The sequence below is a fragment of the Ornithinimicrobium sp. F0845 genome, from assembly GCF_023015765.1.
In the GTDB taxonomy this organism is placed as follows: Bacteria; Actinomycetota; Actinomycetes; order Actinomycetales; family Dermatophilaceae; genus Ornithinicoccus.
Genome location: NZ_JALKAL010000004.1, coordinates 224,239 through 247,203, shown reverse-complemented (window position 1 = coordinate 247,203; position 22,965 = coordinate 224,239). Strand labels below are relative to the sequence as shown.

Genomic DNA, 22,965 nt, shown 5'->3' with positions numbered 1-22,965 from the left:
CGCATCAGATCATCGGGGAGGTCCAGGGTGGTACGCATCAAGACAGATTGCCAGACCCCTCCTGGCTACTTGTCAAAAGCGTCGAGCACCTGCGCACGGTCGACGTCTGCCACCGAGGCATCAGCCCAGCGCGGCGAGTGGTCCTTGTCCACCAGCAGGGCGCGCACGCCCTCGGCGAAGTCGTGGTGTGCGGCGAAGTGTGCGCCGAGCTTCGTGTCCTGGGCCAGGACCTGGTGGACGTCCATGTCGGCAGCGCGGCGGATCGCCTCCAGAGTGACCACCACCGAGTGCGGCGACCGGGTCGCGATGACCTCACCAGCGGCACGGGCCGCGGACTCATCGTGCTCCAACAACCGGCGGAGGATCGTGGCGGCGTCGTTGCCGGCATAGCACTCGTCGATCCAGCCGCGCTGCGCCTCGAGGTCAGAGGCAGGGGCGGTCTGGGGCTTGACCTCGAGCCCGGCGGCCAGATCTGCCAGCACCGTTTCCTTGTCGGACTGCGCCACCACGCCGTCGGCCAGACCCAGCACGACGGCATCAGCGGGGCCGAACGGCAGCCCGGTCAGCGCGACGTGGGTGCCCAGCTCACCGGGGGCGTGCGCCAGGTAGTAGAGCCCGCCAACGTCGGGGAACAGCCCGATGATCGTCTCCGGCATCGCGACCTTGGCCCGCTCGGTGACCAGGCGCACGGACCCGTGCGAGGAGACCCCTACGCCACCGCCCATGACGACGCCGTCCATCCACGCGACATACGGCTTGGGATAGTCCGCGATGAGGGCGTTGAGCGCATACTCCTCCCGCCAGAAGTGCAGCGCCGCGTCGTGGTCGCCGGCCAGCAGCGTCTCGCGCAGCGCCCGCACGTCACCACCGGCGCACAGCCCCTTCTCGCCCGCCCCGTCGATGAAGACCAGGCCCACGGCGTCGTCGTCGGCCCAGGCCCGCAGCTGCGACAGCATCGAGGTGCACATGTCGGTGGTCAGCGAGTTAAGCGCCTTCGGCCGGTTGAGCCGCACGCGCCCGATCCGGTGCGTGACGGCATACTCCACCTCGTGCGTGTGGCCGGGGGCTGGGGCGAAGTCGGGCTCGGCGGGAGTCTCGGCGGTCATGAGCACAGACCCTACGCACGTAGACTTCCCGGCATGGGTAAGGCATCACGACGCAAGCGCCAGGCCGCGGGCCCCAAGCCCCCGGCGCGCGCACCGTTCGTCAACCGTCCGTTCGAGGGGCTGGCCAACGAGACCGACTGGGTCGCCATGCGCGAGATCATCCCGGCAGCCACGGCCACGGTCACGATGGAGCTCGACGGCTCGTCGCAGGAGGTGACCCTGGTCTCGGTGCTCCCGGGCGCGATGCCCGCCATCCACCGGGCCAACGGTGAGGTGCTGGTGGCCCTGCAGTCGCGCACCCACAGCGGTGACGCCAGCCGCGACATCGTGCTGGCCGCCCAGACCGCCCGCGCAACCGAGCCCGGCCAGCCGGTGCCCGCCATCCCGACGGCGACCGCGGAGACCCCGCGCCTGCAGGACGTGCTGGCCGACGGCACCGAGCTGGTCGTCAACGTCGAGGACGACTTCAACTTCTGGGTCGCCGAGGAGGACGCGACCCCGGAGGTGCTGGCCACCCTGGAGCAGACCAACGAGGCCGCCGTGCCGACCGTGCCGGTGCCGGACCGTCCGTCGACCTACTGGTGCAAGATGAGCGACCGCACCTACGTCCGCTGGATCCTGGGCGAGGACGAGGACGCCGCCACCACCGCGCTGGCGCGTCTGCAGGCCGCCGGCGAGCACACCCTCGGTGAGGGCACGTCCCTGCTGGGTGCCTTCCGCGCCGCCGGGCTGCTGGTCCCGGTGCTCGAGGTCGACCCCGAGACCGACCCCGCCGACCTCACCGGCCCCCTCCAGGAGCTGGCCGACCGGTATGCCGCGGCGCTGGCCAGGGACGAGTCCCTCACCCCCGATGAGCGCCGGGCGCGCGACGGCCTGGTGAGCCGGCAGGTCACCCTGAGGTGAGTATGCCGGGGGCCACCGACAGCGCAGCGGCGCCAGACCCGCAGGGGTCCGGTCGGTTGCCGGAGCGGGTGGCCGCCATCGTCCCGGCCAAGGACGAGGCGGAGCGGCTGGGGGCGACGCTGGAGGCGCTGTCCCGGGTGGAGGCCGTCGACCTGGTCGTCGTGGTGGACGACGGCAGCAGCGACGAGACTCTCGCGGTCGCCCGGCAGCACGGCGCGGAGACGGTGCGGCACGAGGCCAACATGGGCAAGGCCCAGGCGATGACCAGCGGCGCCGAGGTCGTGCGCCGGCTGGAGGCCGAGGACGGGCCGCGCGGGACCGAGGTTCCGCGCGCGCTGCTCTTCGTCGACGCCGACCTTGAGGCGAGCGCCGCGAACCTGGGGGTGCTGTGCGTGCCGGTGCTTGCCGGGGAGGCGGACATGGCGATCGCCACGCTGCCCCCGCAGAAGACGGCTGGCGGCGGGTTCGGCTTCGTCGTGCAGAAGGCGCGGTACGGCATCGCCGAGCTCGCCGGTCGCACGATGAGGCAGCCGCTGAGCGGGATGCGCTGCATCACCCGTGAGGCGTTCGACGCGGTGCTGCCCCTGGCCCGCGGGTGGGGCGTCGAGGTGGGGCTCACGGTCGATGTGCTGCGCAACCGCGGCCGGGTCGTCGAGGTCCCCGTCGAGCTGCACCACCGGGTCACCGGGCGCGGGCCGAAGGCGCAGCTGCACCGGATGCGGCAGTACCGCGACGTGGCCCGGGCCCTGAAGGTGCGCGAACGCCGCTAACTGACCGCTCGGCATGTTTCACGGGGAACGCGCTGACTGAGCAACTACCGTGAGTGGTGTGTCGACGAATGACTCCACGGACCCGGTCCGCCGCGTCGTGGACCAGCTCTCGGCCGAAGAGGTCTTGGCGGTGCTCGAGCAGATCTCGGCCCTGGAGCCGGTCGAGCCCGAGCTCGGGTTCGGACTCGACAACCGGGCGATCGACCTGCCCGAGCCCCCCGCGGAGGTCGCGGCCCTGACGCTGCGCATCGAGGTGGACGGGGTCGTCCCCGGAGTGTGGCGGCAGGTCGTGGTCGGCGGAGACCTGACCCTGGAGATGCTGCATCAGGTGATCCAGCACGCCGTCGGCTGGGAGAACTCTCACCTGCACCGCTTCTGGGCGAGCGGCGACGCCCAACCGTGGCGATCGGCATACTTTGTGACGGACGGCGACCTCGCCGAGGGTGAGCTGGGGACCCACGAGCGCGACGCCCGTCTGGACCAGGTGCTGCGCAAGCCTGGAGACCAGATCCGCTACGTCTACGACTTCGGCGACGACTGGTTCCACACCATCCGGCTGGAGGCCGTGGGGCAACTCGCTCCGGACGCCCCGCCGGCCCTCTGCACGGGCGGCGCGATGGCCGGTCCGCTGGAGGACTCCGGCGGGCCGGGTGGCTACAGCGACCTGGTGGAGGCGTTCTCTGACGACCCTCCGCTGGCCCGGCTCGAGGGCTACGTGCGCGAGTGGCTGCCGGAGGACTGGGACCCGACCGAGCTGGACCTGGATCGGGTGAACCAGCGGCTCAGGGGCCTCGCGGCCGGCGAGGACCACGGCTCGGAGGAGTTCCCGATCCTCTCCCAGCGGGAGAACCGGTGGCCGGTGGCGCTGGAGGTGCTCCAGGGCAGTGTCGCCTCTCCCGTCGCCGCGCGGATCTCTGCTCTGTGCGTGGAGGCGAGGGCAGCGGACGGGTCCCTCGACGAGGAGGACCTGGCGGAGATCGTCCGACCGTTCCGCTATCTGGTCGAGCTCGCCGGGCAGGACGGCATCCCCCTGACGCAGGCCGGGTGGATCAAACCGACCGTCGTGAAGCAGATCCTCACCGACCTGGACCTGGACCGGCCCTGGCTGGCCAGGCGCCACCAGGAGCTCTCGACACCACCCGTGCGCAACCTGCGCCACACCTGCCAGGAGCTGGGGCTCCTCCGCAGACGCAAGGACCGGCTCCTGGTCTCGCGGCAGGCCAAGGCGCTGGCGACCGACCGGGACTACGTCACCCTGATCACGCGCTCGCTGCTCGTGCACAAGGACCCGCTCGTCACCGCGATCCACGGGCTCTTTGCCCTCACGCTGGCGGCGGGGCGGGCCGACGGTTCCCACGACCTCGGGGTGGAGACGGCGGACCTGTTGCTGGCCTGTGGGATCCACGTCGGGACGCCGGGGGAGATCGACCCCTGGGACGTGATGGGTGTCGTCCGGACGACCTGGATGTTCCTGCACGGAGGGACCGGTGAGTCTGACCCGGACGGGCAACGGCACGCGGTCGCCCTGGCCAGGGCCGCCCTCTGGCCCGACGATGCCTGAGGCTGGTCGGCCCAGCCCCCGGTGATCGACCCCTCGCTCAGGTTCTCCTGCTGACGGATGCCCCGACGGTGATCGCCGCCGCGATCGCCACCGCGAGCCCGATGCCGACGACCGCGATGCCCGAGTCGTTCAGCGCCCACCCGATGACGAGGCAGGTCAGCACCGCGAGGATCGTGGAGTGCAGCAGCGGGATCTGCCACAGCGGTGCGATCGCTCGGCCCGGCCGTGAGCTCGGCGCGAGCACGGCCCAGACGACCACGACGAGGACGAGCGCCGCGACCCACGAGACGGGATAGCGCACCAGGATGCCCAGGCTCTGGTCGAGCTTGCGCAGCACGATGTCGATGGCGCCGCCGTCGATCACCGACTGCAGGAAGTTGCCCAGGTGAGTGCGCGAGTCCGCGGGCCGCAGCCAGTCGACGAACATCAGGAGGGCGGCGACCACCAGGGCACCGGCTCCGATCAGCAGTGCGCGCACCGGCGTCAGCCGGATCTCGGCCGCGGCCAGCCCCAGGACGCCCAGGGCGACCACGAGCGCGGGCACGCCACCGAAGTCCGCTCCCCACGACCCGGCGCCGTCGACCAGGACCAGCAACAGGCCGAGGACGCCCACGACCAGCACGGCCTCCACGCGGCGGGTGCCGCGCCGCGACCGCACCAGCACCGCGAGGAGCCCGGCGAGCAACAGCCCGGACACCGCGAAGACGCCATAGCCCACGTTGCCCATCCCGTAGAACCGGCCCGCCGTGATCGGCTGCGCCCCCAGGATCGAGATCAGCGCGAGACGCGAGCCGAGGATCACGTCGACGCCGACCACCACGACCGTCAGGGCGGCCACGATCGCCGGTGGTCCGACGGGATGGTGCCGCCACGGGCCGGCCACCGCGACAGCGACGTGCGCCGCCACCAGCACGACGAGCACCACGGTCAGCGTCAGCCACTGCGGAGACCCGCGCCACCACGGGAAGAGCCCCGCGAGGAACGACGCGGACGGGAACGCCATCGCCGCCAGCCCCAGCACGCGCACACCGGTGCGTCGGCCGGTGAGGGCGAGGGCGCCCAGCGCGACCAGCGCGAGGAGGCATCCGATCCCGAGCACCGGGATGGCCAGCGCCTTCGCACCGTTGATGCCGGCGGTCAGGTCCTGCCTCGATCCCACGCGGTCCGAGGCCGTCCCGTCGTCGGCCTGCACGCTCACCGGGAGCCCGCTCACCGCCTCCGGGACCGGCACCCCCGCCAGGGTCAGCACCGTCGCGGTCAGGTCGGTCGTCTGGACGAGTCCGTCCTGGCGGGTGGTCGGTGAGTGCAGGACGCCGGGCTCCATACCCTCCCGCCAGACCACCACAGCACGCGCACCCGCGCGCCCGTCCCGGTCCGCGAGCCCCGCCACGACCAGGGTCGCGTCGTCGGGCAGCCGGTCCAGGAGCACGTCGAGTCGTGCGTCGAGCGTGCCCGCCTCGGCCGGGTCGGCGATCACGCCGGCGTCCAGCAGCGTGACGTGACAGACGCCGGGCTGGTATGCCGTGAGCTCACTCTCGGCATACTGGCTCACCTCTCCCTCTGTCCCGGCCGCGCCGAGGGCCGCGAGCGCTCCACCTGCCCTGATGCACCGTCCGTCGGCCTCGACGGCCGACCCGAGCGACCCTAGCTCGGCGTCCAGCGGCCGCCGAGCAGCCGCCTCTACCCACGAGTTCCACTCCGGGATGGTGGCCTCCACATCACCGATCCGCGCTGGCGTGCTGGCCTCCCCGGTCACGACCTCTGGGACCTCCGCACAGTCCTGCACACCGTCGTCGTCGGCCGCCGCGCGCTGCCCTGCGCTCAGGGTGAGCCAGCCGTCGGCCGGGCACGTGAGCTCGTGCGCCCCCCGCACGATGAGGCCGGCCGAGGCGCCGTCGCCGACCAGTGACCAGAGCGTCGGGGTGCCGTGTTCGCTGACGTCCGACCACGACAGCCCAGGGGCTCCGACGACCACCACTTCACCGCCGGTCTGCTCCACGGGATCTCCGGCCCTGCCGGAGGCGCGGGCGCCGAGCAGGCTCGCGACCATCGTCCCCACGAGCAGCAGCACGACCAGTCCGAACACCTGCCACGCGAAGCGGCGCCCGGCGGACTCGGTCATGGCCCAGACACTAGCGGCGCGGTCTGGCACGGGGCTGGACGTGCGCCGCCGAGCATCCTCAAGCACTCGGGTCTTGTTGGTGTTTGTGCAGGTCAGGTGCTCTGTCAGTGGTGGGTGTTTAGATCATCAGTATGACGAGGACGGGCACCAGGGCAGTGGTCGGGGACAGTGTCCCCGGGCCCGATGCTGGCGTGCCTGGTGGTGGGATGCCTGGGGAGGCGTCGGCGGAGGAGCTGGCGGAGTTCGCTGCGTGGGAGGCGGAGGTCCGGACCGAGATGGGGCCAGCGGGTGAGGCTGACTCCCAGGAGTTCTGGGCGTTGGTCGCCGACGTCGCCGAGGCGTCGGCCGGGTCGGTGGGCTGGGTGGACCCGGCGCAGGAGGTGGCTGGTGGTCTGGAGGCGGCGGCTCGTGGTTTGGGTCGAGCGGCGCAGGGCCCGGAGGGGTTGGTGCGGGTCTTTGATGCGGGGATCGAGGCGGGGTTGGAGGCGGCGGGTCGGGTGCGGGCGCAGTTGACGGGGGTGACGGTGGCGTTGGCGGTCGAGGCGTGGGACCGGGGGCTGCACAACCAGGTGGGGTTGACGTTGGTGAGCTGGTTGCGGCAGCGCTGCCCGTGGTTGGCCAAGGAGGAGGCGTGTCAGATCCAGGACGTGGTCCGGGCCGGTGACACGCACTGGGGTGAAGGGTTGGCGCAGGCGGTGATTGACGGAGCGACGGGGGTGCACCGGGCGGCGAAGGTCGCGCGGACGATGCGCCGGCTGGTGGGGTGCCTGTCGGCTGAGGAGGCGCTGGCGTATGCGCAGATCGCGACGGGAGCGGCGTGCAACACCGGGTTGTCCGATGCTGAGCTGGATGTGGTGTGTAAGAGGTTGTTGATCGACCTGTTGGATGAGAAGCCCTCGGATGAGGCCAAGGCCACCGCGCAGGGGTTGCGGTGCGTGCGGCGTCGACCGTTGGCGCGGGGGATGACGCGCTACACCGTGGATGCCCCGGACACCGACGCCCCGTTGTTCGACTCGGTGTTGACCGGGCCGTTGGCGGCGCCGGCCAAGGACGAGGCGGGCAACCTGGACCTGCGTTCGGCGGGGCAGCGTCAGTACGACGCGTTGTTGATGGTCCTCAACCGTGGCCTGTCCAACCCTGGCGCCCCGCCCTCCAGTGGTCGGGCCTCGGTGATGGTCACCGTCAAGGCCGACCCGCAGACCGGGAAACCGTGCGGTGCGGCGGTGCTGAACACCGGTCAGGTCCTGGACGCCGGTCAGGCCGGGAAGTTCGCCTGTCTGGGGGATGTGACCCCGATCGTCCTGGGTGAGTACGGGCAGCCGCTCAACCTCGGTCGGACAGTGCGGTTGGCGACCCCGGGACAGTTCAAGACCCTCGTGGTCCGGGACGGTTCGTGCACCTATCCCGGCTGCGATGTGGATCCGACGTGGTGCGATGTGCACCACCTCATCTGGTGGTGTCGTGGGGGCGGGACGGACATCGCTCTCCTGGTCCTGTTGTGTCCACGGCATCACACGTTGGTGCACGACAAGGACCTGATGGCCACCGTGAGCGGGTCGGTCGTCACCTGGCACGTCTGACCACCCCGCCCCACAGCCCGACCCACCCGGCCGGGCCCACAGGCACGCCCGGGCACGCCTCATGCCTAGGCCGACGCGGTGGTCTCGGACAGGGCAGCCTCGTTGGTGACCGGGGTGTTGCCCGGCGCCTCGGCCCAGGCGAGGTAGGTGCCGTCAAGCTCGGCCACGTCATAGCCGGCCCGGCGGAGGGCGCTCGCCGCGACACTGTTGCGCACGCCACTGCGGCAGTAGGTCACGATCGTGCCACCGCCGTCGGGCAGTTGGTCCAGGTGCCACATGACGCGACCACCGGAGAGCTGCACGGCACCGGGCAGGTGGCCCTCGGCATACTCGGTCCGGTTGCGGACGTCCAACAGCATGGTCCGGTCCAGACTCTCCAGCTCATCCACCCCCACAACCTTGGGGGTGACAAGGTCGAGTCCGTCCAGCGAGGTCACGAAGCCGCGCACCGTGTCGATGCCGACACGCACCAGGTGGTCGCGGAGCTGCTCGGCGATCTCCCGTGAGTCGGCGAGCAGGATGAGAGGTCGATGCTCGGTCAGAGGGTCATAGACCCACGCGCCGTAGCTGGCCGCCTTGTCGACGCCAGGGATATTGAGCGATCCCGCGACCGTGCCGGTGTGCACCTCGTCGTGGTGCCGGGTGTCGACCAGGATCGCGGCGTCATCGGCCAGCGCGGCCGCGACCTCGGCCGCGGTGTGCTCGACGAGCTCGGACAGGTCGCCGAGGACGGCCGGGCCGAGCTTGTTCTGCTGCTTCATCCGGGCGAAGTAGGCGTGAGCATCGGGCTGCCCACTGAGCAGCTCGTCGATGAAGCCCTGCTCGTCGTCGCGCGCCAGGTAGGGCCCCCACCAGGAGAAGGAGCGCTCATAGCCGACCGTGGTGGTCGCGATCGCCCCCAGTGCCTTGCCGCAGGCGGACCCGGACCCGTGCGCAGGGAGCACCTGCACGTAGTCGGGCAGGGTGAGGAAGTGGTCGCGGAGGCTGGCGAACAGGTCCTTGGCACCGGCGAAGCGGGTGTCGACGAACCCGGCGGCCTCGTCCAGCAGGTCCGGACGGCCAAGGTCGCCGACGAAGACGAAGTCGCCCGTGAGCATGAACCCGGGCTCACTGGCCTGCGCGCCGTCGGTGATGAGGAAGGCCAGGTGCTCCGGGGTGTGCCCAGGGGTGTGGACCGCCTCGAGGGTGATATTGCCCAGGGCGATGCGGTGGCCGTGCTTCATCCGGACCGCGCTGTCGAAGTCCGCGCCGTAGGTCCAGTCCGGGCCGCCCTCGTCCGAGACGTAGATCTGCGCGCCGGTCGCGGCGGCCAACTCGCGGGTGCCGGAGAGGTAGTCGGCGTGGATGTGGGTCTCGGTCACCCCCACGATGCGCATGCCCTGCCTGGCAGCGAGGTCGAGATAAACCTGCAGGTCGCGTCGCGGGTCGACCACGATCGCCTCGTTCGCGGCCTGGCAGCCGATGAAGTAGCTCGCCTGCGCGAGGTCCTCGTCATAGATGCGTTCCAACAGCATGGGTGCTCCTTCCGAGCCGGGTGTCAGCGGCCGAACAGTCGGGCGAGGAAGCCGCCGCCTGACCCGGCTGCTGCCAGCTCGGCCTGCGTGTGCTGGCCGGTGCACCACTGGCTGGGCGCCACGCCCTGGCGCACGCTGGCGACGTGTTGGCCACAGCCAGCCCAGGTGGTCTTGCCGCAGGTCTTGCAGGTCACTGCTCGGCACATCGGTGGAGCTCCTTCGGGTGGGGACGATACCCCTAGGGGTATGGGATTTGGCAGAGAATATACCCTATGGGGTATCTTGGATGTCAAGTTGACCGGAAGGACCACGCAGATGAGCCAGCCCGCTGAGACCGCCCACGACCCCGAGGCCAAGCGCAAGATCGTCAACCGACTGCGTCGTGCACAGGGTCAGTTGGCCGCGGTCATCGACGCCGTCGAGCACGACGCCCACTGCCGGGACTCGGTGCACCAGCTCTCCGCGGTGTCCAAGGCCCTGGATCGGGCGGGGTTCCTGATGATCTCCTCGGCTCTCAAGGAGTGCATGACCGCGCACGACGGTCAGGGTGACGTCGACGAGCTCGAGAAGCTGTTCCTGTCGCTGGCCTGAGCCGGTGACACGTCGGGAGGTGAGGTGTCCCTCGCAGAGCACGGGTCGGCATACTCTCGGGGGGTGGACTCCACCGTCTTGACCGCCGTCGCCGTCGCGGCCCTCGCCGTGGCGGTGGTGGCTGTGGTGCTGGGGTGGGTCGCGCACCGGCGGCACCAGCTGATCCAGCGCCGCTTCGAGGTGCTGTGGGGCGACGGCGAGGCCGATGTCGCGACGGTGCTCGCGGCCCAGGCCCGGCGGCTCGGTGCCGAACGGAGCCGGATCGACACCCTCGAGCAGGGCGTCGCAGGTCTCCGGGGCGATCTCGCGCAGACGCTCCAGCACGTCGCGGTCGTGCGCTATGACGCGTTCGGTGACATGGGCGGACGGATGTCATTCTCCGCTGCGGTCATCGACGACAACGGCGATGGCATGGTGATCAGCTCGATCCACGCGCGTGGGGAGTCCCGCACCTACGCCAAGGGCATCGTCGGGGGCGGCAGCGACACCACGCTGACCCCCGAGGAGCAGCAGGCGCTGGCCGCCGCGCGCGACGACTCGGGCTCAAGCAGGAGGACATCGGATGACTGACCTGAGAGTGACGAACGTGCGCCCCTGGGGCAGGGAGCCGGTGGACATCCTGATCGGCGACGGGGTGATCGAGGCGATGCCCCCCGCCCACGGCGCCGACGCACCAGCCGCCGGCCCCGCCGCCCACGGTGCCGCTGACAGTGCCGCGCCGGGCGGGGCGCGCCTGATCGACGGGCGTGGACTCCTCGCGCTCCCCGGCTTCATCAACGCCCACGCCCACGTGGACAAGAGCTGGTGGGGGCAGCCGTGGGTCTCCTACGGCGGTGAGGGCGGGACGCAGGGTCGCATCGCGCACGAGCGCGCCGAACGGGACCGGCTCGGCATCCCCAGCGTCGAAGGAGCCGTGGCGGTGCTGCGGGAGTTCCTGCGGCAGGGCACCACCGCGACCCGCACCCACGTGGACGTCGACCTCGGCGTCGGGCTGCGCGGCATCGAGAACGTCCGCGAGGCCGCCGCCCGGCTGGACGGCGCCATCGAGGTCGAGATCGTCGCCTTCCCGCAGGACGGGGTGCTGCGGCGACCGGGCGTGCTCGACCTGCTGGACCAGGCGGCGGCCGCCGGGGCCACTCACCTCGGCGGGCTCGACCCGGCCGGCATCGACCGCGATCCGGTCGGCCAGCTGGACGCGTTGTTCGAGATCGCCGAGCGTCGGGACGTGGGCCTGGACATCCACCTGCATGATCCCGGTGAGCTGGGAGCCTTCCAGTACGACCTGATCATCGAGCGCACCGCACGGGCCGGTCTCGGGGGACGGGTGACGATCTCGCACGGGTTCGCCCTCGGCGAGGTCGCGGCCGCCCGTGGCGAGGGACTCGTCGAGGCGATGGCCGCAGCGGGCGTGGGGCTGGCCACGGTCGCGCCCGTGCGCAGCGCCCCGCTGCCCTGGAGCCACCTGCGGGAGTATGCCGTGCCCGTCGGCCTGGGCACCGACGGCATCCGCGATCTCTGGTCGCCGTTCGGCGACGGCGACATGCTGCGGATCGCCCTCGGGTTCGCCCGGCTGCACGGTCTGCGCAACGACGAGGAGCTCACGACCGCCGTCCGGCTGGCCACCTCGGCGGCTGCCGGGTTCGTCTCCCGGCCGGTGCACGACCTCGAGCCCGGCGCCCGTGCCGACCTGGTCCTCCTCGACGCCGAGAACGTGCCCGACGCGCTCGTCCGCGTGCCGCGTCGCGAGCTCGTGCTCTCAGTAGGTCGGGTCGTCGCACGCGACGGCGAGGTCAGCGCTGGCGGCGGATGACCAGGCCCCTGTTCATCGCTGGCGGAGGACGAGGCTCTGTTCATCGCTGGCGGCTGACCGGGATCGTTCAGCGCTGGCGGCGGATGACCAGACTCGCGGGGTTGACCTGCGCGTGCAGCGCCGTTGCCCGTCCGAGGGTGTCGCCGTCGAGCTGGACCTCGATCGGCCGGTCGGCCGTGACCTCCAGCGACTGGCAGGTGTAGTAGTCGACGCGTTGGTGTCCGCGGCTGCTGCGGGTCACCAGCCGGGTGACGACCGCGCCCCAGCCGACGATCCCCTCGGGGGAGAGCAGCACCACGTCGAGCTTGCCGTCGTCCGCCTCGGCGTCGGGCAGCAGGTTGAGGCCCCCGGTGAGCTTGCCCACGTTGCCGACCATGATGCTGCGCACCCGGCGGTTGAGCCGGGTGTCGTTGTCCGTCTTGACGGTGACCTTGAACTGCGGCCCGCGGAGCCGCTGCATCCCTGAGAACAGGTAGGCGGCCCACCCCACCCGCTTCTTCAGGCGCTCCGGTGCGTGGGCCATCACCTCCGCGTCGAAACCCAGACCGGCCATCACCAGGAAGGTGTGGTCCTGGGTCTGGGGGTCCACCGAGCCGCCCGGCTGACCTCCCTCGCCCTCGTCGGGCGCCATGGTCAGCCGGATGTCGACGGTGTCGATGCGCGAGTCCACCCCGGTCAGTGCGACCGTCAGGCCCTGGTTGAGGCTGGTCACCGGCAGGTCGAGGTTGCGAGCCAGGAGGTTGCCGGTGCCGCCGCTGAGCAGGCCCATCGGCACGCCGGTGTCCACCATCGCCGACGCGACGGTGCGCACCGTCCCGTCGCCGCCGAGGGCACAGACCAGGTCGACTCCGGCCTCGAGCGCCTGCCGGGTCTGGCCCGTGCCAGGGTCCTCCTCGGTGGTCTCCAACCACAACGGGTCGGCCCACCCGTGCTTGGTGCACGCGGTCCGGACCTGGGTGTGGACCCGGGCCAGCCGGTCGAACTTGGTCGGGTTGACCACGACCGCGGCCCGCGGGCGGGTGTCCGGCACAGACCCGGCGGCGGATCCGCTGGAGTCCTCTGCGGCGTGCCCGCGGGAGCCCGCCGACCTCCCGGCCCTGCTCCCGGGGTCGGCCGGTTTGCGCCGCGAGGTGAGCAGCAGCGCTCCGCCCGCGGCGACCAGCAGCGCCAGCAGCACGAGCGCCAGCCCCCACCAGGTGTCCACGCGGTCACGGTACTCGCAGGTAGCCGCTCCTCCGCCCTCCCCTCGCCGGACGAGACGATGCCGTGTCCCGGGTGGTGGCCCGCACCGTACGCTTGACCCTATGATCGACATCCGGTTGCTTCGTGAGGACCCCGAGCGGGTGAGGGTCTCCCAGCGTGCGCGCGGGGAGGACGTCGGCGTCGTGGACGCCGTCCTGGACGCCGATGCGCGGCACCGTAGCTCCCTGTCCGACTACGAGACACTCCGGGCAGCCCAGAAGTCATTCGGCAAGAAGGTCGCTGCCGCCCAGGGCGAGGAGAAGCAGGCCCTGCTCGCAGAGGTGAAGGACACCGCCGCCCGGGTCAAGGAGCTGGAGGCAGCCAAGGACGCAGCCGCCGAGGAGCGTGAGAGCCTGCTGCGCACCATCGGCAACGTCATCATCGACGGTGTCCCAAGCGGTGGCGAGGACGACTTCGCCCTGATCGAGACCATCGGCGAGCCACGGGACTTCGCTGCTGAAGGCTTCGAGCCGCTGGACCACCTGGCGCTCGGCGAGCGCCTCGGCGCGATCGACATGGCCCGTGGCGCCAAGGTCTCCGGCTCGCGGTTCTACTACCTGACCGGCCCAGGTGCCCGGCTCGAGACCGCGCTGATGAACCTGGCGCTCGACCGGGCCCGCGACGCCGGCTTCGTCCAGTTGCAGGTGCCCACGCTGGTCACCCCGCAGACGATGGCCGGGGCCGGGTTCCTCGACGCCCACGCCGACGAGGTCTACCGCCTCGAGGCTGACGACCTCTACCTGACGGGCACCTCGGAGGTCGCGCTCGCCGGCTTCCACGCGGACGAGATCATCGACCTCACCCAGGGGCCACGCCGCTACACCGCCATGTCGACCTGCTACCGCCGCGAGGCCGGCAGCTACGGCAAGGACACGCAGGGCATCATCCGGGTGCACCAGTTCCAGAAGGTCGAGATGTTCATCTATGCCCGGCCCGAGGACGCGGAGGCCGAGCACGAGGCGCTGCTGAAGTGGGAGCGCGGCATGCTCGACGACCTCGGCCTGGCCTACCGGGTGATCGACGTGGCCGCCGGTGACCTGGGTGGCCCGGCCGCCCGCAAGTTCGACTGCGAGGCCTGGGTGCCGACGCAGGGTCGCTACCGTGAGCTGACCTCGACCTCCAACTGCACGACCTACCAGGCGCGACGCCTGAACACGCGCGAGCGCGGCGAGTCCGGCACCCGCACCGTGGCCACGCTCAACGGCACGCTGGCCACGACCCGCTTCCTGGTCGCGATCCTGGAGACGCACCAGCAGGCCGACGGCTCCGTCACGGTGCCCGAGGTGCTGCGGCCTTACACCGGTTTCGACGCCATCACGCCTGCCTGACGCGCAACGAGGCCAGCCTGACGCGCAACGAGGCCTGCCTGACGTCACGACTGCCGGCCACACCGCGCCCGGCGGACTCGCGCTGGGTGCCTGTGCACAATGCACGCCAGGGCAACGTTTCGGCAACAGGCCTCCTGCAACAGAGGGCCGGCGCCGGGGTGATTCGGCAACAGAGGGTCTCCCCCGCGAGATGGAGACCACGGGTCGGCCCCGCGGCTGAGGCGCCGCCCGTGCGCCTCGCCATACTCTTGGAGGATGGACCGGATCGCCCACCTGCTCGGTGCCGACGAGAACTGGGAGCGCCCTCGCCCCACGGCAACCCAGCAACGCACCGACGTGCTGATCGCCGTGGTCGTCTACCTCCTGGCGGCCCTGTCGATCGAGCTGATGCGCAGCCTGGGGGTGCTGGAGGGCGAGGACTCGGTGCTGGACATCCTCGCCCAGCACGGTGCCGCGGCATCGGCGGCGGTGCTGCTGGTGTGGCGCAGGCGCTACCCGCTCGTCGTGGCGACGCTGGCCAACCTGCACCTCTACGTCATCGGCACGCTGCAGCCCGCGGTCGGCAGCAGCCTGGTGATCCAGGCCCTCTACTTCTTCGCTGTCTACTCGGGCGTGGCCTGGGCGCGCGACCGACGAGCGCTCTCCTACCTGGTGGTGGGGTTCGTCGTCGTGCTCACGCTGTGGCTCGCCTGGGTGTTCGCGCTCTCCTCCGGCCTGCAGACCATGCTGGAGAACTTCGGCGCCGAGGACATCGAGCAGGTGGGCCTGTTCTCGGCGCCGGTCGGGATCATCGGCTGGGTGACCCTCAACAACCTCCTCTTCCTGGGCGGGGCCATCCTCCTCGGCCAGGTGGCCTGGCGCGGCGCGCTGCACACGGCACGCGAGCTGGACCAGGCCGAGACCATCCGCGCCCAGGCCGCCCGTCTCCGCGACCAGGCCGTGGTCGCCGAACGGCTGCGGATCGCCCGGGAGCTGCACGACGTCGTCGCCCACCACGTCTCGGTGATGGGCGTCCAGGCCGCGGCGGCCCGCCGGGTCCTGGAGAAGAACCCCGACGCGGCCCGCGAGGCGCTGGGTGCGATCGAGACCTCCTCCCGCAACGCCGTCGGTCAGATGCGTGAGCTGCTGGGCACGCTGCGTCACGGTGAGCTCGCCGCCGACGGGGCCCGCGAGGACGACACCGGGCTGGACTCCGAAGCGCCGGACCGTGCACCTCAGCCGGACCTGGAGGACCTCCCCGACCTGGTGGTCCAGGCGACGACACCGACGTGCGAGGTGACCTACGACCTCGTCGAGGACCGGCCCGGAGCCGCCGGGGAGGTGCCCGCCGCCCTGCAGCTCACGGCATACCGGATCGCGCAGGAGTCCCTGGCCAACGTGCGCCGGCACTCCACGGCGACCCACGCCTCGGTCGTGGTCCGGGTCGGGGACGCGCTGGAGGTGGAGGTGCTGGACAACGGCTCACCCCGGCACGGCACGTCCGGCACCGGCCTGGGCCAGCAGGGCATCAGGGAGCGTGCAGAGCTGCTCGGCGGTGAGGTGGAGATCGGCCGACGGCGGGGCGCCGGCTACCGGGTGCGGGTCACCCTGCCGCTGGCTGGGCCCAGCGGCGAACCCGCCACGGCCGCCCCGAGCGGAGCCCACCGGTGAGCGTGCCGATCCGGGTCATGCTCGTCGACGACCAGCCGCTGCTGGTGTCCGGCTTCACCATGATCCTGTCCACCGAGGACGACATCGAGGTCGTCGGCCAGGCCCGCAACGGCCGGGAGGCGGTGTCCGCGGTCGATGAGCTCAGCCCGGACGTGGTGCTGATGGACGTGCAGATGCCCGTGCTGGACGGCATCGAGGCCACGCGGCTGGTGGCTGACCGGACCAAGGTCATCATCCTGACCACCTTCGACCGCGACGACTACCTGTTCGACGCGCTGGCGGCGGGAGCCAGCGGGTTCCTGCTCAAGAACGCCGACCCCGACGACCTGGTGGACGCGGTCCGCGCGGTCGCGCACGGGCACGCGCTGCTGGCGCCCGAGGTGACCAGCCGGGTGATCGCGCGGATGACCGAGGGCGGTGGCGCGGCGCCGGGCCGCCACACCGAGGCGCTGAGCCGGCTCACCGCGCGCGAGAAGGAGGTCCTGGAGCTCGTCGCACGTGGTCTGAGCAACGCCGAGATCGCCGCCGAGATGTTCGTTGGTGACGCCACCGTCAAGACGCACGTGTCCAACGTGTTGTCCAAGCTGCACCTGCGCGACCGCGTGCAGGCGGTCGTCTTTGCCTACGAGGCCGGGCTGGTCCGGCCGGCCTCCTGAGGCGCCCGGCGGGTCACCCGTCCTGGGCCTCGCGGTTGGTCAGCTCCATCCGGCGCCCGCTCACGGACTCCACGTCGATGGCCACGATGGTGAACTTCGCCCCGCCCGTCCACGGACGCAGCGGCAGCGCCTCGGCCTCGCGCTTCTCCTCGCCCTCCAGGATCCGGGCGCGCCCACGGGCGAGCACCGACCAGGCCGCGCCCTCCCCGTGCATCCCGTCGATCTCGAAGGCCACGTCGGAGTGCATCACCAGACCCAGCAGCTTGCTCCCTGGCGTCGTGCGGAAGATCAGGCGCTGGCCGTCGACCACATAGTTGACCGGCACGATGTGCACCTCGTCCACGAGGTGATAGCCCAGCCGCCCCAGCTCCTGACCCCGCAGGAACTCCCAGCAGGTGGCCTCATCCATCCAGGTGTCGTCAGTCATGGCAACTCCTTCCGGGTTACTACTCAGGGTAGTAAGGCGGACCGCACAAGGCCAGGGAAGGTGGGCGATCTCACGACCTGGCCTGTCCGGGAGGGGCCGCCGGTGTTGTCCACGGCGGCCGGCGGTCTCGTCCACGGCAGCCGCCTGTCTCGTCCACGGCAGCCGCCTGTCTCGTCCACGGCAGCCGCCTGTCTCGTCCACGGCAGCCGCCTGTCTCTCGTCCATGTCAGCCGCCGGATGCGGCCGAGGCTGCCGCCCTCCCCCTGGCGGCGGAGGTGGATTTCCCCCCTGTCGCGGATGTGCCGATGGTCCCCTACCTGACAGATTGGAGAGCACGACAGAGAAGGGCCCGCAGGGTCCACGACCGAGGGGAGTTGCCCATGCTGGCAGTGCAGGGACTGACCCGGCAGTATGGCGAGTTGCGAGCCGTCGATGACGTCACCTTCGAGGTGCCGGCCGGCAGGATGATCGGCTTTGTCGGCGGCAACGGTGCCGGCAAGACCACGACCATGCGCATGATCATGGGGGTTCTGGCGCCGACCGCCGGTGAGGTCGTCTGGGACGGCCACCCGGCCACGCTGGCCGACCGCGCCCGCTTCGGCTACATGCCCGAGGAGCGGGGGCTCTACCCCAAGCAGCCCGTGCTGGACCAGCTGACCTACCTCGGGCGGCTGCACGGCATGTCGCAGACGGCGGCCAACACCCGCGCGAAGGAGCTGCTTGAGCGCTTCGGCCTCGGTGAGCGCCTGAAGGAGAAGGTCGAGAAGCTCTCGCTGGGCAACCAGCAGCGGGCCCAGATCATCGCCTCCGTCCTCGGTGACCCGCTGGCCCTGATCCTGGACGAGCCGTTCTCCGGCCTGGACCCCTCGGCGGTCGACCAGATGGCCGACCTGCTGCGCGAGCACACCTCGACCGGCGTGCCCGTGCTGTTCAGCAGCCACCAGCTCGAGCTCGTCGACCGGCTCTGCGACGGCATTGTCGTCCTGCACAAGGGCAAGGTCGTCGCCAAGGGCACCTCCGATGAGCTGCGCGGCAACGCACCGCTGCGCTACGTGCTCTCCCTGACCGGCGACGCCGGCTGGGTGCGGGGCGTGCCCGGCATCCAGGTCCTCGACCTGGACGGCGGCACCGTCGAGCTGGAGCCGGAGACCGAGGAGGCGGCTCAGCGCCTCCTGACCGAGGCCGTCTCCCGCGGCGGAGTCCGCGAGTTCAGCCGGGTCCGTCCTTCCCTCAGCGAGATCTACCGAGAGGTGGCAGCAGCATGAGCACCGACACCAGCCCCAGCACCGACGTCAATGTCACGCCCGCACCCGCCGCCGCGGCCACCACCCGCATGAAGTCTCCCTGGTCGCTCGTGGCCCTCCGGGAGGTGCAGGTCAAGCTCACCGACCGCAACTTCCTGCTCGGCACGGGCGCGACGATCCTGCTGATCGCCGCGGTCTTCGCCCTGCAGGGCTTCCTGATGAGTGGCGGAGCACCGTCGTTCAAGGTCGCGGTCACCGACACTGCTGCCGCCACGGTCCTCACCCAGGCCGAGCAGGACCTGCAGGCCTCGGACCCCGAGGCCACCGTCGAGGTCGTCGAGGTCGCTGACACCGCGGCCGCCGAGGCCATGCTCGTCGACGAGGAGGTGCACGGCGCCCTCCTGCCGGAGGGTGAGGGCTGGGAGCTGGTCACCAACGGGGAGACCGACGGCGAGATGCTGAGCGTCATCAGCGAGGCGGTCCGCACCACCGCGCTGCAGGAGAACGCCGAGGCCGCCGGGACCAGCATGGAGGCGCTCACGGCGGGCACGACCATCGAGACCAGAGACCTGTCCGGCGGCGATGAGGAGTCGCGCTTCGTGGCGTGGGTCGCCGGCTTCGCCATGGCGATGCTGTTCTACATGGCGGCCATGATGTTCGGTATGGCGATCGCCAACTCGGTCGTCGAGGAGAAGCAGTCCCGGATCGTGGAGATCCTTGCGGCCGCCATCTCGGTGCGGGCGCTGCTGACCGGCAAGGTCATCGGCAACACACTGCTCGCCCTGGGCCAGATCGCGATCCTCGGTGCGGTTGCCCTGGTGGGTCTGACCTTCACCAACTACGACCAGTACCTGTCGATGGTGACCGAGGCCTTCCTCTGGTACATCCCGTTCTTCGTGCTCGGCTTCCTGGCCCTGGCCTGCATCTGGGCGGCGGCCGGCGCGATGGCCTCGCGCACGGAGGACCTGCAGTCGACCACCATGCCGCTGACCATGGGGCTGGTGCTGGTCTTCATCGTGGGCCTGAGCCTGGACGGCGCGGCCAAGGTGATCGGCTCGTTCGTGCCGGTGCTCTCTACGATCCTGATGCCGATGCGGCTGCTCGAGGGCAGTGCGCAGTGGTGGGAGGCGCTCCTCGCGCTCGGCCTGACCGCCGCGTTCTGCGCGCTGACGATCGCCGCCGGCACCCGCCTCTACCGCAGGTCGCTGCTGCAGACCTCCGGTCGGGTCTCCCTCAAGGCCGCCTGGGCGGGCGGCGAGTGAGGGTCTGACCCGGAGGGGCATCCGGGTCAGCGTCGGGCACGGGCGGGGAAACCCGGGTCCGACACCACCAGTGGGTCGGTCGCGCAGGGGGCGACCGGCCCACTGGCGTGCCCACGGGCGTGTGGTGCTGTGCTCTCTACCGGTCCGGGCGCGTGATGCTGCGCTCCGGGCGGTCACGGCGCGAGTAGGTGTGGCGGTCACCGATCGCGCAGGCGACACTGGTCACCATCGCTCCCTGGGTGAGGAGTATGCCGTGCGCACGGTGGTGATGACTGGCGGAAGCTCAGGCTTCGGTCGACTCTGCGCCGATGCGTTGCGTGCCTCGGGTGCCCAGGTCCTGCTCGGCTCGCGACAGTCCGAAGCGGGACTCCTGCTCGATCTGATGTCCCTGGCCTCGGTGCGCACCTTCGCCGCGCAGGTGGCTGACCTGGTGGGGCAGACGCCGATCGACCCGCTGGTGCTCAATGCGGGCATCGTCCGGCGTGACGCCGAGGGACGGACCGCCGACGGTTATGAGACGACCTTCGCCGTCAACTATCTGGCGCACTATCTGCTCGTGCGTCTGTTGTTGGACCGGTCTGCGCAGGGCGCAACCGTCGTGCTGACCACGAGTGGCACGCACGACCCGGAGATCAACGGGGGCCTGGCCCCGCCTCGGCACGCCGACGCGCGGCTGCTCGCGGACCCGGCTCGCGACGCCGCAGCCCGACCGGGCACGGCAATAGGTGGCCAGGAGGCCTACACGGCCTCCAAGCTCTGCGCGGTCATGACGGCCCGGACCCTGGCCGGTGACCCGCTCGTGGTGCAGCGTGGAGTCACCGTCCTCGCCTTCTGCCCGGGTCAGGTCTTCGGCACGGGGTTGGCGACCGACCTCTCGCTCCCGCGCCGGATCGCCTGGAAGGCCCTGGGAACCCCCGTGTCCGCTCCGCTGCGACGGGTGGTTCCCACGCTCAACACGGCCGCGGCCGCTGGGTCCAGCCTGGCCAGACTCGCCCTCGGGCAGGTTTCGGTTCCCGAGGGCCGGACGTATGTCGCTGCGGCGCGGCAGGCTGACCTGGCCCGACCCCTCTGCGCTCGCGCAGGACGAGGAGGCCGCGCGGCTGCTGTGGCAGGACAGCGCCGAGCTCGTGGGTCTCCCCGCCTGAGCGCATCGGGCCGAGTCCGCCCTCACATCCGGTCGACGAGCGCCTTCGCGTCGGCCAGGCCGAGGCCGGGCTGGATCTCGCGCAGCAGCTTGATGGCCTCGATCGGCTTGTCCTGCTGCTTCAGGCGGATCACCTCGTCCATCCGGGCGTCCTGCGGCGCCGGAGGTGCACCGAGCAGCTCTGCGAGCTGCTCGACCCGCTGCTCCAGCTGGGTGACGCGCATCGTGAGGGCGGCGATCTCGGCGGAGTCGTCGTTGCCGAACAGTCCCATGTCAGTTCTCCCTGGTGGTGATGGACAGGTCGGCGGCGACCTGCTCGAGCAGCACGGCGAGCCCGTCCTCCTCCACGGGCGCGGTCGTCTCGTCCGCAGCCTCGACGACCTCGGGCGGTGCCTGGCCCATCGCGACGCCACGCGCCGCCCAGCCCAGCATCTCCAGGTCGTTGCGCTGGTCGCCGACGGCGATCGTGCACGAGGGCTCGATGTGCAGCTGGCGACGCACCTGCTCCAGTGCGCTGCCCTTGGAGACGCCCTCGGGGGCCAGGTCGAGCCAGGCGGTGAAGCCGACCGCGTAGTTGACGCCGTGCAGACCGATCCGGTCGACCAGCTCGGAGAAGCTCTCGGCCGAGCCGTTGGGGTCGCGGAAGGTGACACGCGTGGCCGGTGCGGAGACGAGCTCCTCGTGGTCGACGACGCGCAGGTCGCCCTGCAGCTCCCCGTCGGGGAACGGGGCGCTGAGCTTGAACCCGACCCCGACCTCCTCGACGGCGACCAGGGCGTCCGGCCGCGCCTCGCGGAGCAGTTCCACAGCCGGCCGAGGGTCGAAGGTGACGGCCTCCAGGATCCGGTACCCCCCGTCATACTCCGGGTGCAGGCCGATCGTGATGGCGCCGTTGGAGCAGACCGCCAGCCCACCTTCCCGGATGAGATCGAGCTGCTCGATGATCGGTGTCGTCGCGACGACCGAGCGGCCGGTGGCGATCACGATGTGTGCCCCCGCGTCGCGCAGGGCACCGATCGCGCTGGCCACCCGGGGGCTGAGGAGCCCGTCGTGGTGCAGGATCGTGCCGTCGACGTCGAGGGCGATCAGCAGTTGCTCCGCACGGACCCCTTGACTCACAGCGCCCACGCTACCCGGGAAGCGGCTGCGCACAGCCATCCGCGTCGGAGCGCGGGTGCGGCCCAGGGTCTGCGATGCTTGCCGTGATGGAAGAACTGCTGATCACCTCCCCGGCGAACCCGCGGCTGAAGGCCCTTGCCGGACTGCGCCGTCGGCGCGTGCGCGAGACCGAGGGACGGACCCTGATCGAGGGTTTCGAGGAGCTCGAGCTGGCACTCGGTGCCGGGGTCGTGCCGCGCGTCGTGTTCTTCTGTCCCGACCTGATGACCGACCCGCAGACCCAGGTCCTGATGGTGCGTGGGGTGGCCGCGCGCGGGACCGAGCTGGTGCGGCTGGGACGCACCGCCTTCGAGAAGGTCGCCTACCGCGAGGGCCCCGACGGGTTCCTCGCTGTCGTGGACACGGTCACCCGGACGTGCGCCGACCTCACGGTGCCGACCGGGGCGCTGGTGCTCTGCTGCGAGGCGGTGGAGAAGCCCGGCAACCTCGGAGCGATGCTGCGTACGGCCGACGCGGCGGGGGTGGATGCGGTCATCGCGGCCGACCCTGTGACCGACTGGGGCAACCCCAACCTGGTGCGGGCCAGCAAGGGCACCGTCTTCTCGGTCCCCGTCGTCAGCGACCCGACCGGGACGGCCCTCACCTGGCTCGCCGAGCAGGGCATTCCGCTGGTGGCGGCAACCCCGGACACCGACGTGGAGTACACCGAGGTCGACTACACCGGAGCGGTGGCCATCGCCGTGGGGGCAGAGAAGACCGGTCTCAGCGAGCAGGTGCTGGCGGCGGCCACCCACCGGGTCCGGATCCCCATGGTGGGCCGGGCCAACTCCCTCAACGTCTCGACCTCCGCCGCGATCATCACCTACGAGGCCGTCCGGCAGCGTCGCGCCTCCGCGCGGGGCAGCTCCGCCGGCCCCGTCGGGGCGTGACGGCGGT

At 71.3% G+C, this 22,965-nt stretch carries 22 protein-coding genes; 13 read left to right on the top strand and 9 right to left on the bottom strand.

Annotation, left to right across the window (positions count from 1 at the left end):
- Positions 1–65 precede the first annotated feature (65 nt).
- Positions 66–1,106: a 3-hydroxyisobutyryl-CoA hydrolase gene (locus MWU75_RS08550; RefSeq protein WP_247089670.1), complete on the bottom strand. Its 1,041-nt coding sequence runs from the start codon at positions 1,104–1,106 to the stop codon at positions 66–68.
- 33 nt (positions 1,107–1,139) lie between these two features.
- Between MWU75_RS08550 and MWU75_RS08545 the strand changes: the two genes are divergently transcribed.
- Genes MWU75_RS08545 through MWU75_RS08535 form a run of 3 tightly spaced genes read left to right on the top strand, consistent with a single transcriptional unit; the run spans position 1,140 to position 4,340 of the window.
- Positions 1,140–2,009, top strand: coding sequence for a DUF5926 family protein (locus tag MWU75_RS08545; protein ID WP_247089668.1), 870 nt, complete (start codon positions 1,140–1,142; stop codon positions 2,007–2,009).
- A gap of 2 nt (positions 2,010–2,011) precedes the next feature.
- Positions 2,012–2,779, top strand: a complete 768-nt coding sequence (locus MWU75_RS08540; protein WP_247089666.1) for a glycosyltransferase — start codon at positions 2,012–2,014, stop codon at positions 2,777–2,779.
- A gap of 58 nt (positions 2,780–2,837) precedes the next feature.
- Positions 2,838–4,340: a plasmid pRiA4b ORF-3 family protein gene (locus MWU75_RS08535; protein ID WP_247089664.1), complete on the top strand. Its 1,503-nt coding sequence runs from the start codon at positions 2,838–2,840 to the stop codon at positions 4,338–4,340.
- A 37-nt stretch (positions 4,341–4,377) separates the two neighbouring features.
- Here MWU75_RS08535 and MWU75_RS08530 read toward each other — a convergent pair whose 3' ends face one another.
- Positions 4,378–6,462, bottom strand: a complete 2,085-nt coding sequence (locus MWU75_RS08530) for a hypothetical protein (RefSeq protein WP_247089662.1) — start codon at positions 6,460–6,462, stop codon at positions 4,378–4,380.
- 206 nt (positions 6,463–6,668) lie between these two features.
- Here MWU75_RS08530 and MWU75_RS08525 point away from each other — a divergent pair, with 206 nt between their 5' ends.
- Positions 6,669–8,042, top strand: a complete 1,374-nt coding sequence (locus MWU75_RS08525) for an HNH endonuclease signature motif containing protein (RefSeq protein WP_247089660.1) — start codon at positions 6,669–6,671, stop codon at positions 8,040–8,042.
- Positions 8,043–8,107: 65 nt separating this feature from the next.
- On the opposite strand, the gene MWU75_RS08520 is transcribed toward MWU75_RS08525, so the two are convergent.
- Entirely contained in the window at positions 8,108–9,556 is a 1,449-nt protein-coding gene (locus MWU75_RS08520) for an MBL fold metallo-hydrolase (RefSeq protein ID WP_247089658.1), read from the bottom strand.
- A 23-nt stretch (positions 9,557–9,579) separates the two neighbouring features.
- Complete coding sequence (locus MWU75_RS08515) at positions 9,580–9,762, bottom strand: hypothetical protein (protein WP_247089656.1); 183 nt, start codon at positions 9,760–9,762, stop codon at positions 9,580–9,582.
- A gap of 109 nt (positions 9,763–9,871) precedes the next feature.
- Between MWU75_RS08515 and MWU75_RS08510 the strand changes: the two genes are divergently transcribed.
- From MWU75_RS08510 to MWU75_RS08500, 3 genes are all read left to right on the top strand, one after another.
- Positions 9,872–10,147 carry a metal-sensitive transcriptional regulator gene (locus tag MWU75_RS08510; protein ID WP_247089654.1) on the top strand — a complete coding sequence of 92 codons (276 nt, stop codon included), beginning with the start codon at positions 9,872–9,874 and terminating at the stop codon, positions 10,145–10,147.
- A gap of 63 nt (positions 10,148–10,210) precedes the next feature.
- The gene (locus tag MWU75_RS08505) at positions 10,211–10,717 is read left to right on the top strand and encodes a DUF4446 family protein (RefSeq protein WP_247089652.1); all 507 of its coding nucleotides are present in this window, start codon (positions 10,211–10,213) and stop codon (positions 10,715–10,717) included.
- The gene (locus MWU75_RS08500; RefSeq protein WP_247089650.1) at positions 10,710–11,957 is read left to right on the top strand and encodes an amidohydrolase; all 1,248 of its coding nucleotides are present in this window, start codon (positions 10,710–10,712) and stop codon (positions 11,955–11,957) included. Before MWU75_RS08505 ends, MWU75_RS08500 begins: the two co-directional genes overlap by 8 nt.
- Positions 11,958–12,024: 67 nt before the next feature.
- On the opposite strand, the gene MWU75_RS08495 is transcribed toward MWU75_RS08500, so the two are convergent.
- Positions 12,025–13,161 carry a diacylglycerol kinase family protein gene (locus MWU75_RS08495; RefSeq protein ID WP_247089648.1) on the bottom strand — a complete coding sequence of 379 codons (1,137 nt, stop codon included), beginning with the start codon at positions 13,159–13,161 and terminating at the stop codon, positions 12,025–12,027.
- A 100-nt stretch (positions 13,162–13,261) separates the two neighbouring features.
- On the opposite strand from MWU75_RS08495, the gene serS reads away from it, so the two are divergent.
- The 3 genes from serS (at position 13,262) to MWU75_RS08480 (ending at position 16,833) form a co-directional block, all read left to right on the top strand.
- Positions 13,262–14,527: a serine--tRNA ligase gene (gene serS / locus MWU75_RS08490; RefSeq protein ID WP_247089646.1), complete on the top strand. Its 1,266-nt coding sequence runs from the start codon at positions 13,262–13,264 to the stop codon at positions 14,525–14,527.
- A 255-nt stretch (positions 14,528–14,782) separates the two neighbouring features.
- Positions 14,783–16,177 (top strand): sensor histidine kinase, encoded by a 1,395-nt coding sequence (locus tag MWU75_RS08485; protein ID WP_247089644.1) that lies wholly within the window; start codon positions 14,783–14,785, stop codon positions 16,175–16,177.
- Positions 16,178–16,194: 17 nt separating this feature from the next.
- On the top strand, positions 16,195–16,833 hold the full coding sequence (locus MWU75_RS08480) for a response regulator transcription factor (RefSeq protein WP_247089773.1): 639 nt from the start codon (positions 16,195–16,197) through the stop codon (positions 16,831–16,833).
- 13 nt (positions 16,834–16,846) lie between these two features.
- Here MWU75_RS08480 and MWU75_RS08475 read toward each other — a convergent pair whose 3' ends face one another.
- The gene (locus tag MWU75_RS08475; protein WP_247089642.1) at positions 16,847–17,260 is read right to left on the bottom strand and encodes a pyridoxamine 5'-phosphate oxidase family protein; all 414 of its coding nucleotides are present in this window, start codon (positions 17,258–17,260) and stop codon (positions 16,847–16,849) included.
- Positions 17,261–17,640: 380 nt separating this feature from the next.
- Here MWU75_RS08475 and MWU75_RS08470 point away from each other — a divergent pair, with 380 nt between their 5' ends.
- Together MWU75_RS08470 and MWU75_RS08465 are read left to right on the top strand one after the other, a co-directional pair.
- Positions 17,641–18,525 (top strand): ATP-binding cassette domain-containing protein, encoded by an 885-nt coding sequence (locus MWU75_RS08470; protein WP_247089640.1) that lies wholly within the window; start codon positions 17,641–17,643, stop codon positions 18,523–18,525.
- Entirely contained in the window at positions 18,522–19,766 is a 1,245-nt protein-coding gene (locus tag MWU75_RS08465; RefSeq protein ID WP_247089638.1) for an ABC transporter permease, read from the top strand. The genes MWU75_RS08470 and MWU75_RS08465 overlap by 4 nt, the downstream gene beginning before the upstream one ends.
- A gap of 283 nt (positions 19,767–20,049) precedes the next feature.
- On the opposite strand, the gene MWU75_RS08460 is transcribed toward MWU75_RS08465, so the two are convergent.
- The 3 genes from MWU75_RS08460 to MWU75_RS08450 form a co-directional block, all read right to left on the bottom strand.
- The gene (locus MWU75_RS08460; protein WP_247089636.1) at positions 20,050–20,313 is read right to left on the bottom strand and encodes a hypothetical protein; all 264 of its coding nucleotides are present in this window, start codon (positions 20,311–20,313) and stop codon (positions 20,050–20,052) included.
- 620 nt (positions 20,314–20,933) lie between these two features.
- The gene (locus tag MWU75_RS08455) at positions 20,934–21,182 is read right to left on the bottom strand and encodes a ribosomal protein L7/L12 (RefSeq protein ID WP_247089635.1); all 249 of its coding nucleotides are present in this window, start codon (positions 21,180–21,182) and stop codon (positions 20,934–20,936) included.
- 1 nt (position 21,183) lies between these two features.
- Positions 21,184–22,029: an HAD family hydrolase gene (locus MWU75_RS08450; protein ID WP_247089633.1), complete on the bottom strand. Its 846-nt coding sequence runs from the start codon at positions 22,027–22,029 to the stop codon at positions 21,184–21,186.
- An 86-nt stretch (positions 22,030–22,115) separates the two neighbouring features.
- On the opposite strand from MWU75_RS08450, the gene MWU75_RS08445 reads away from it, so the two are divergent.
- Positions 22,116–22,958: an RNA methyltransferase gene (locus MWU75_RS08445; protein ID WP_247089631.1), complete on the top strand. Its 843-nt coding sequence runs from the start codon at positions 22,116–22,118 to the stop codon at positions 22,956–22,958.
- Positions 22,959–22,965 lie beyond the last annotated feature (7 nt).

Bases quoted from the DNA above. Each gene is read 5' to 3' on its own strand.
- MWU75_RS08550 (WP_247089670.1), bottom strand. From the start codon at position 1,106: ATGACCGCCGAGACTCCCGCCGAGCCCGACTTCGCCCCAGCCCCCGGC.
- MWU75_RS08530 (WP_247089662.1), bottom strand. From the start codon at position 6,462: ATGACCGAGTCCGCCGGGCGCCGCTTCGCGTGGCAGGTGTTCGGACTG.
- serS (WP_247089646.1), top strand. From the start codon at position 13,262: ATGATCGACATCCGGTTGCTTCGTGAGGACCCCGAGCGGGTGAGGGTC.
- MWU75_RS08540 (WP_247089666.1), top strand. From the start codon at position 2,012: ATGCCGGGGGCCACCGACAGCGCAGCGGCGCCAGACCCGCAGGGGTCC.
- MWU75_RS08485 (WP_247089644.1), top strand. From the start codon at position 14,783: ATGGACCGGATCGCCCACCTGCTCGGTGCCGACGAGAACTGGGAGCGC.
- MWU75_RS08525 (WP_247089660.1), top strand. From the start codon at position 6,669: ATGCCTGGGGAGGCGTCGGCGGAGGAGCTGGCGGAGTTCGCTGCGTGG.
- MWU75_RS08500 (WP_247089650.1), top strand. From the start codon at position 10,710: ATGACTGACCTGAGAGTGACGAACGTGCGCCCCTGGGGCAGGGAGCCG.
- MWU75_RS08470 (WP_247089640.1), top strand. From the start codon at position 17,641: ATGCTGGCAGTGCAGGGACTGACCCGGCAGTATGGCGAGTTGCGAGCC.
- MWU75_RS08480 (WP_247089773.1), top strand. From the start codon at position 16,195: ATGCTCGTCGACGACCAGCCGCTGCTGGTGTCCGGCTTCACCATGATC.
- MWU75_RS08520 (WP_247089658.1), bottom strand. From the start codon at position 9,556: ATGCTGTTGGAACGCATCTATGACGAGGACCTCGCGCAGGCGAGCTAC.
- MWU75_RS08475 (WP_247089642.1), bottom strand. From the start codon at position 17,260: ATGACTGACGACACCTGGATGGATGAGGCCACCTGCTGGGAGTTCCTG.
- MWU75_RS08545 (WP_247089668.1), top strand. From the start codon at position 1,140: ATGGGTAAGGCATCACGACGCAAGCGCCAGGCCGCGGGCCCCAAGCCC.
- MWU75_RS08515 (WP_247089656.1), bottom strand. From the start codon at position 9,762: ATGTGCCGAGCAGTGACCTGCAAGACCTGCGGCAAGACCACCTGGGCT.
- MWU75_RS08455 (WP_247089635.1), bottom strand. From the start codon at position 21,182: ATGGGACTGTTCGGCAACGACGACTCCGCCGAGATCGCCGCCCTCACG.
- MWU75_RS08510 (WP_247089654.1), top strand. From the start codon at position 9,872: ATGAGCCAGCCCGCTGAGACCGCCCACGACCCCGAGGCCAAGCGCAAG.
- MWU75_RS08445 (WP_247089631.1), top strand. From the start codon at position 22,116: ATGGAAGAACTGCTGATCACCTCCCCGGCGAACCCGCGGCTGAAGGCC.
- MWU75_RS08465 (WP_247089638.1), top strand. From the start codon at position 18,522: ATGAGCACCGACACCAGCCCCAGCACCGACGTCAATGTCACGCCCGCA.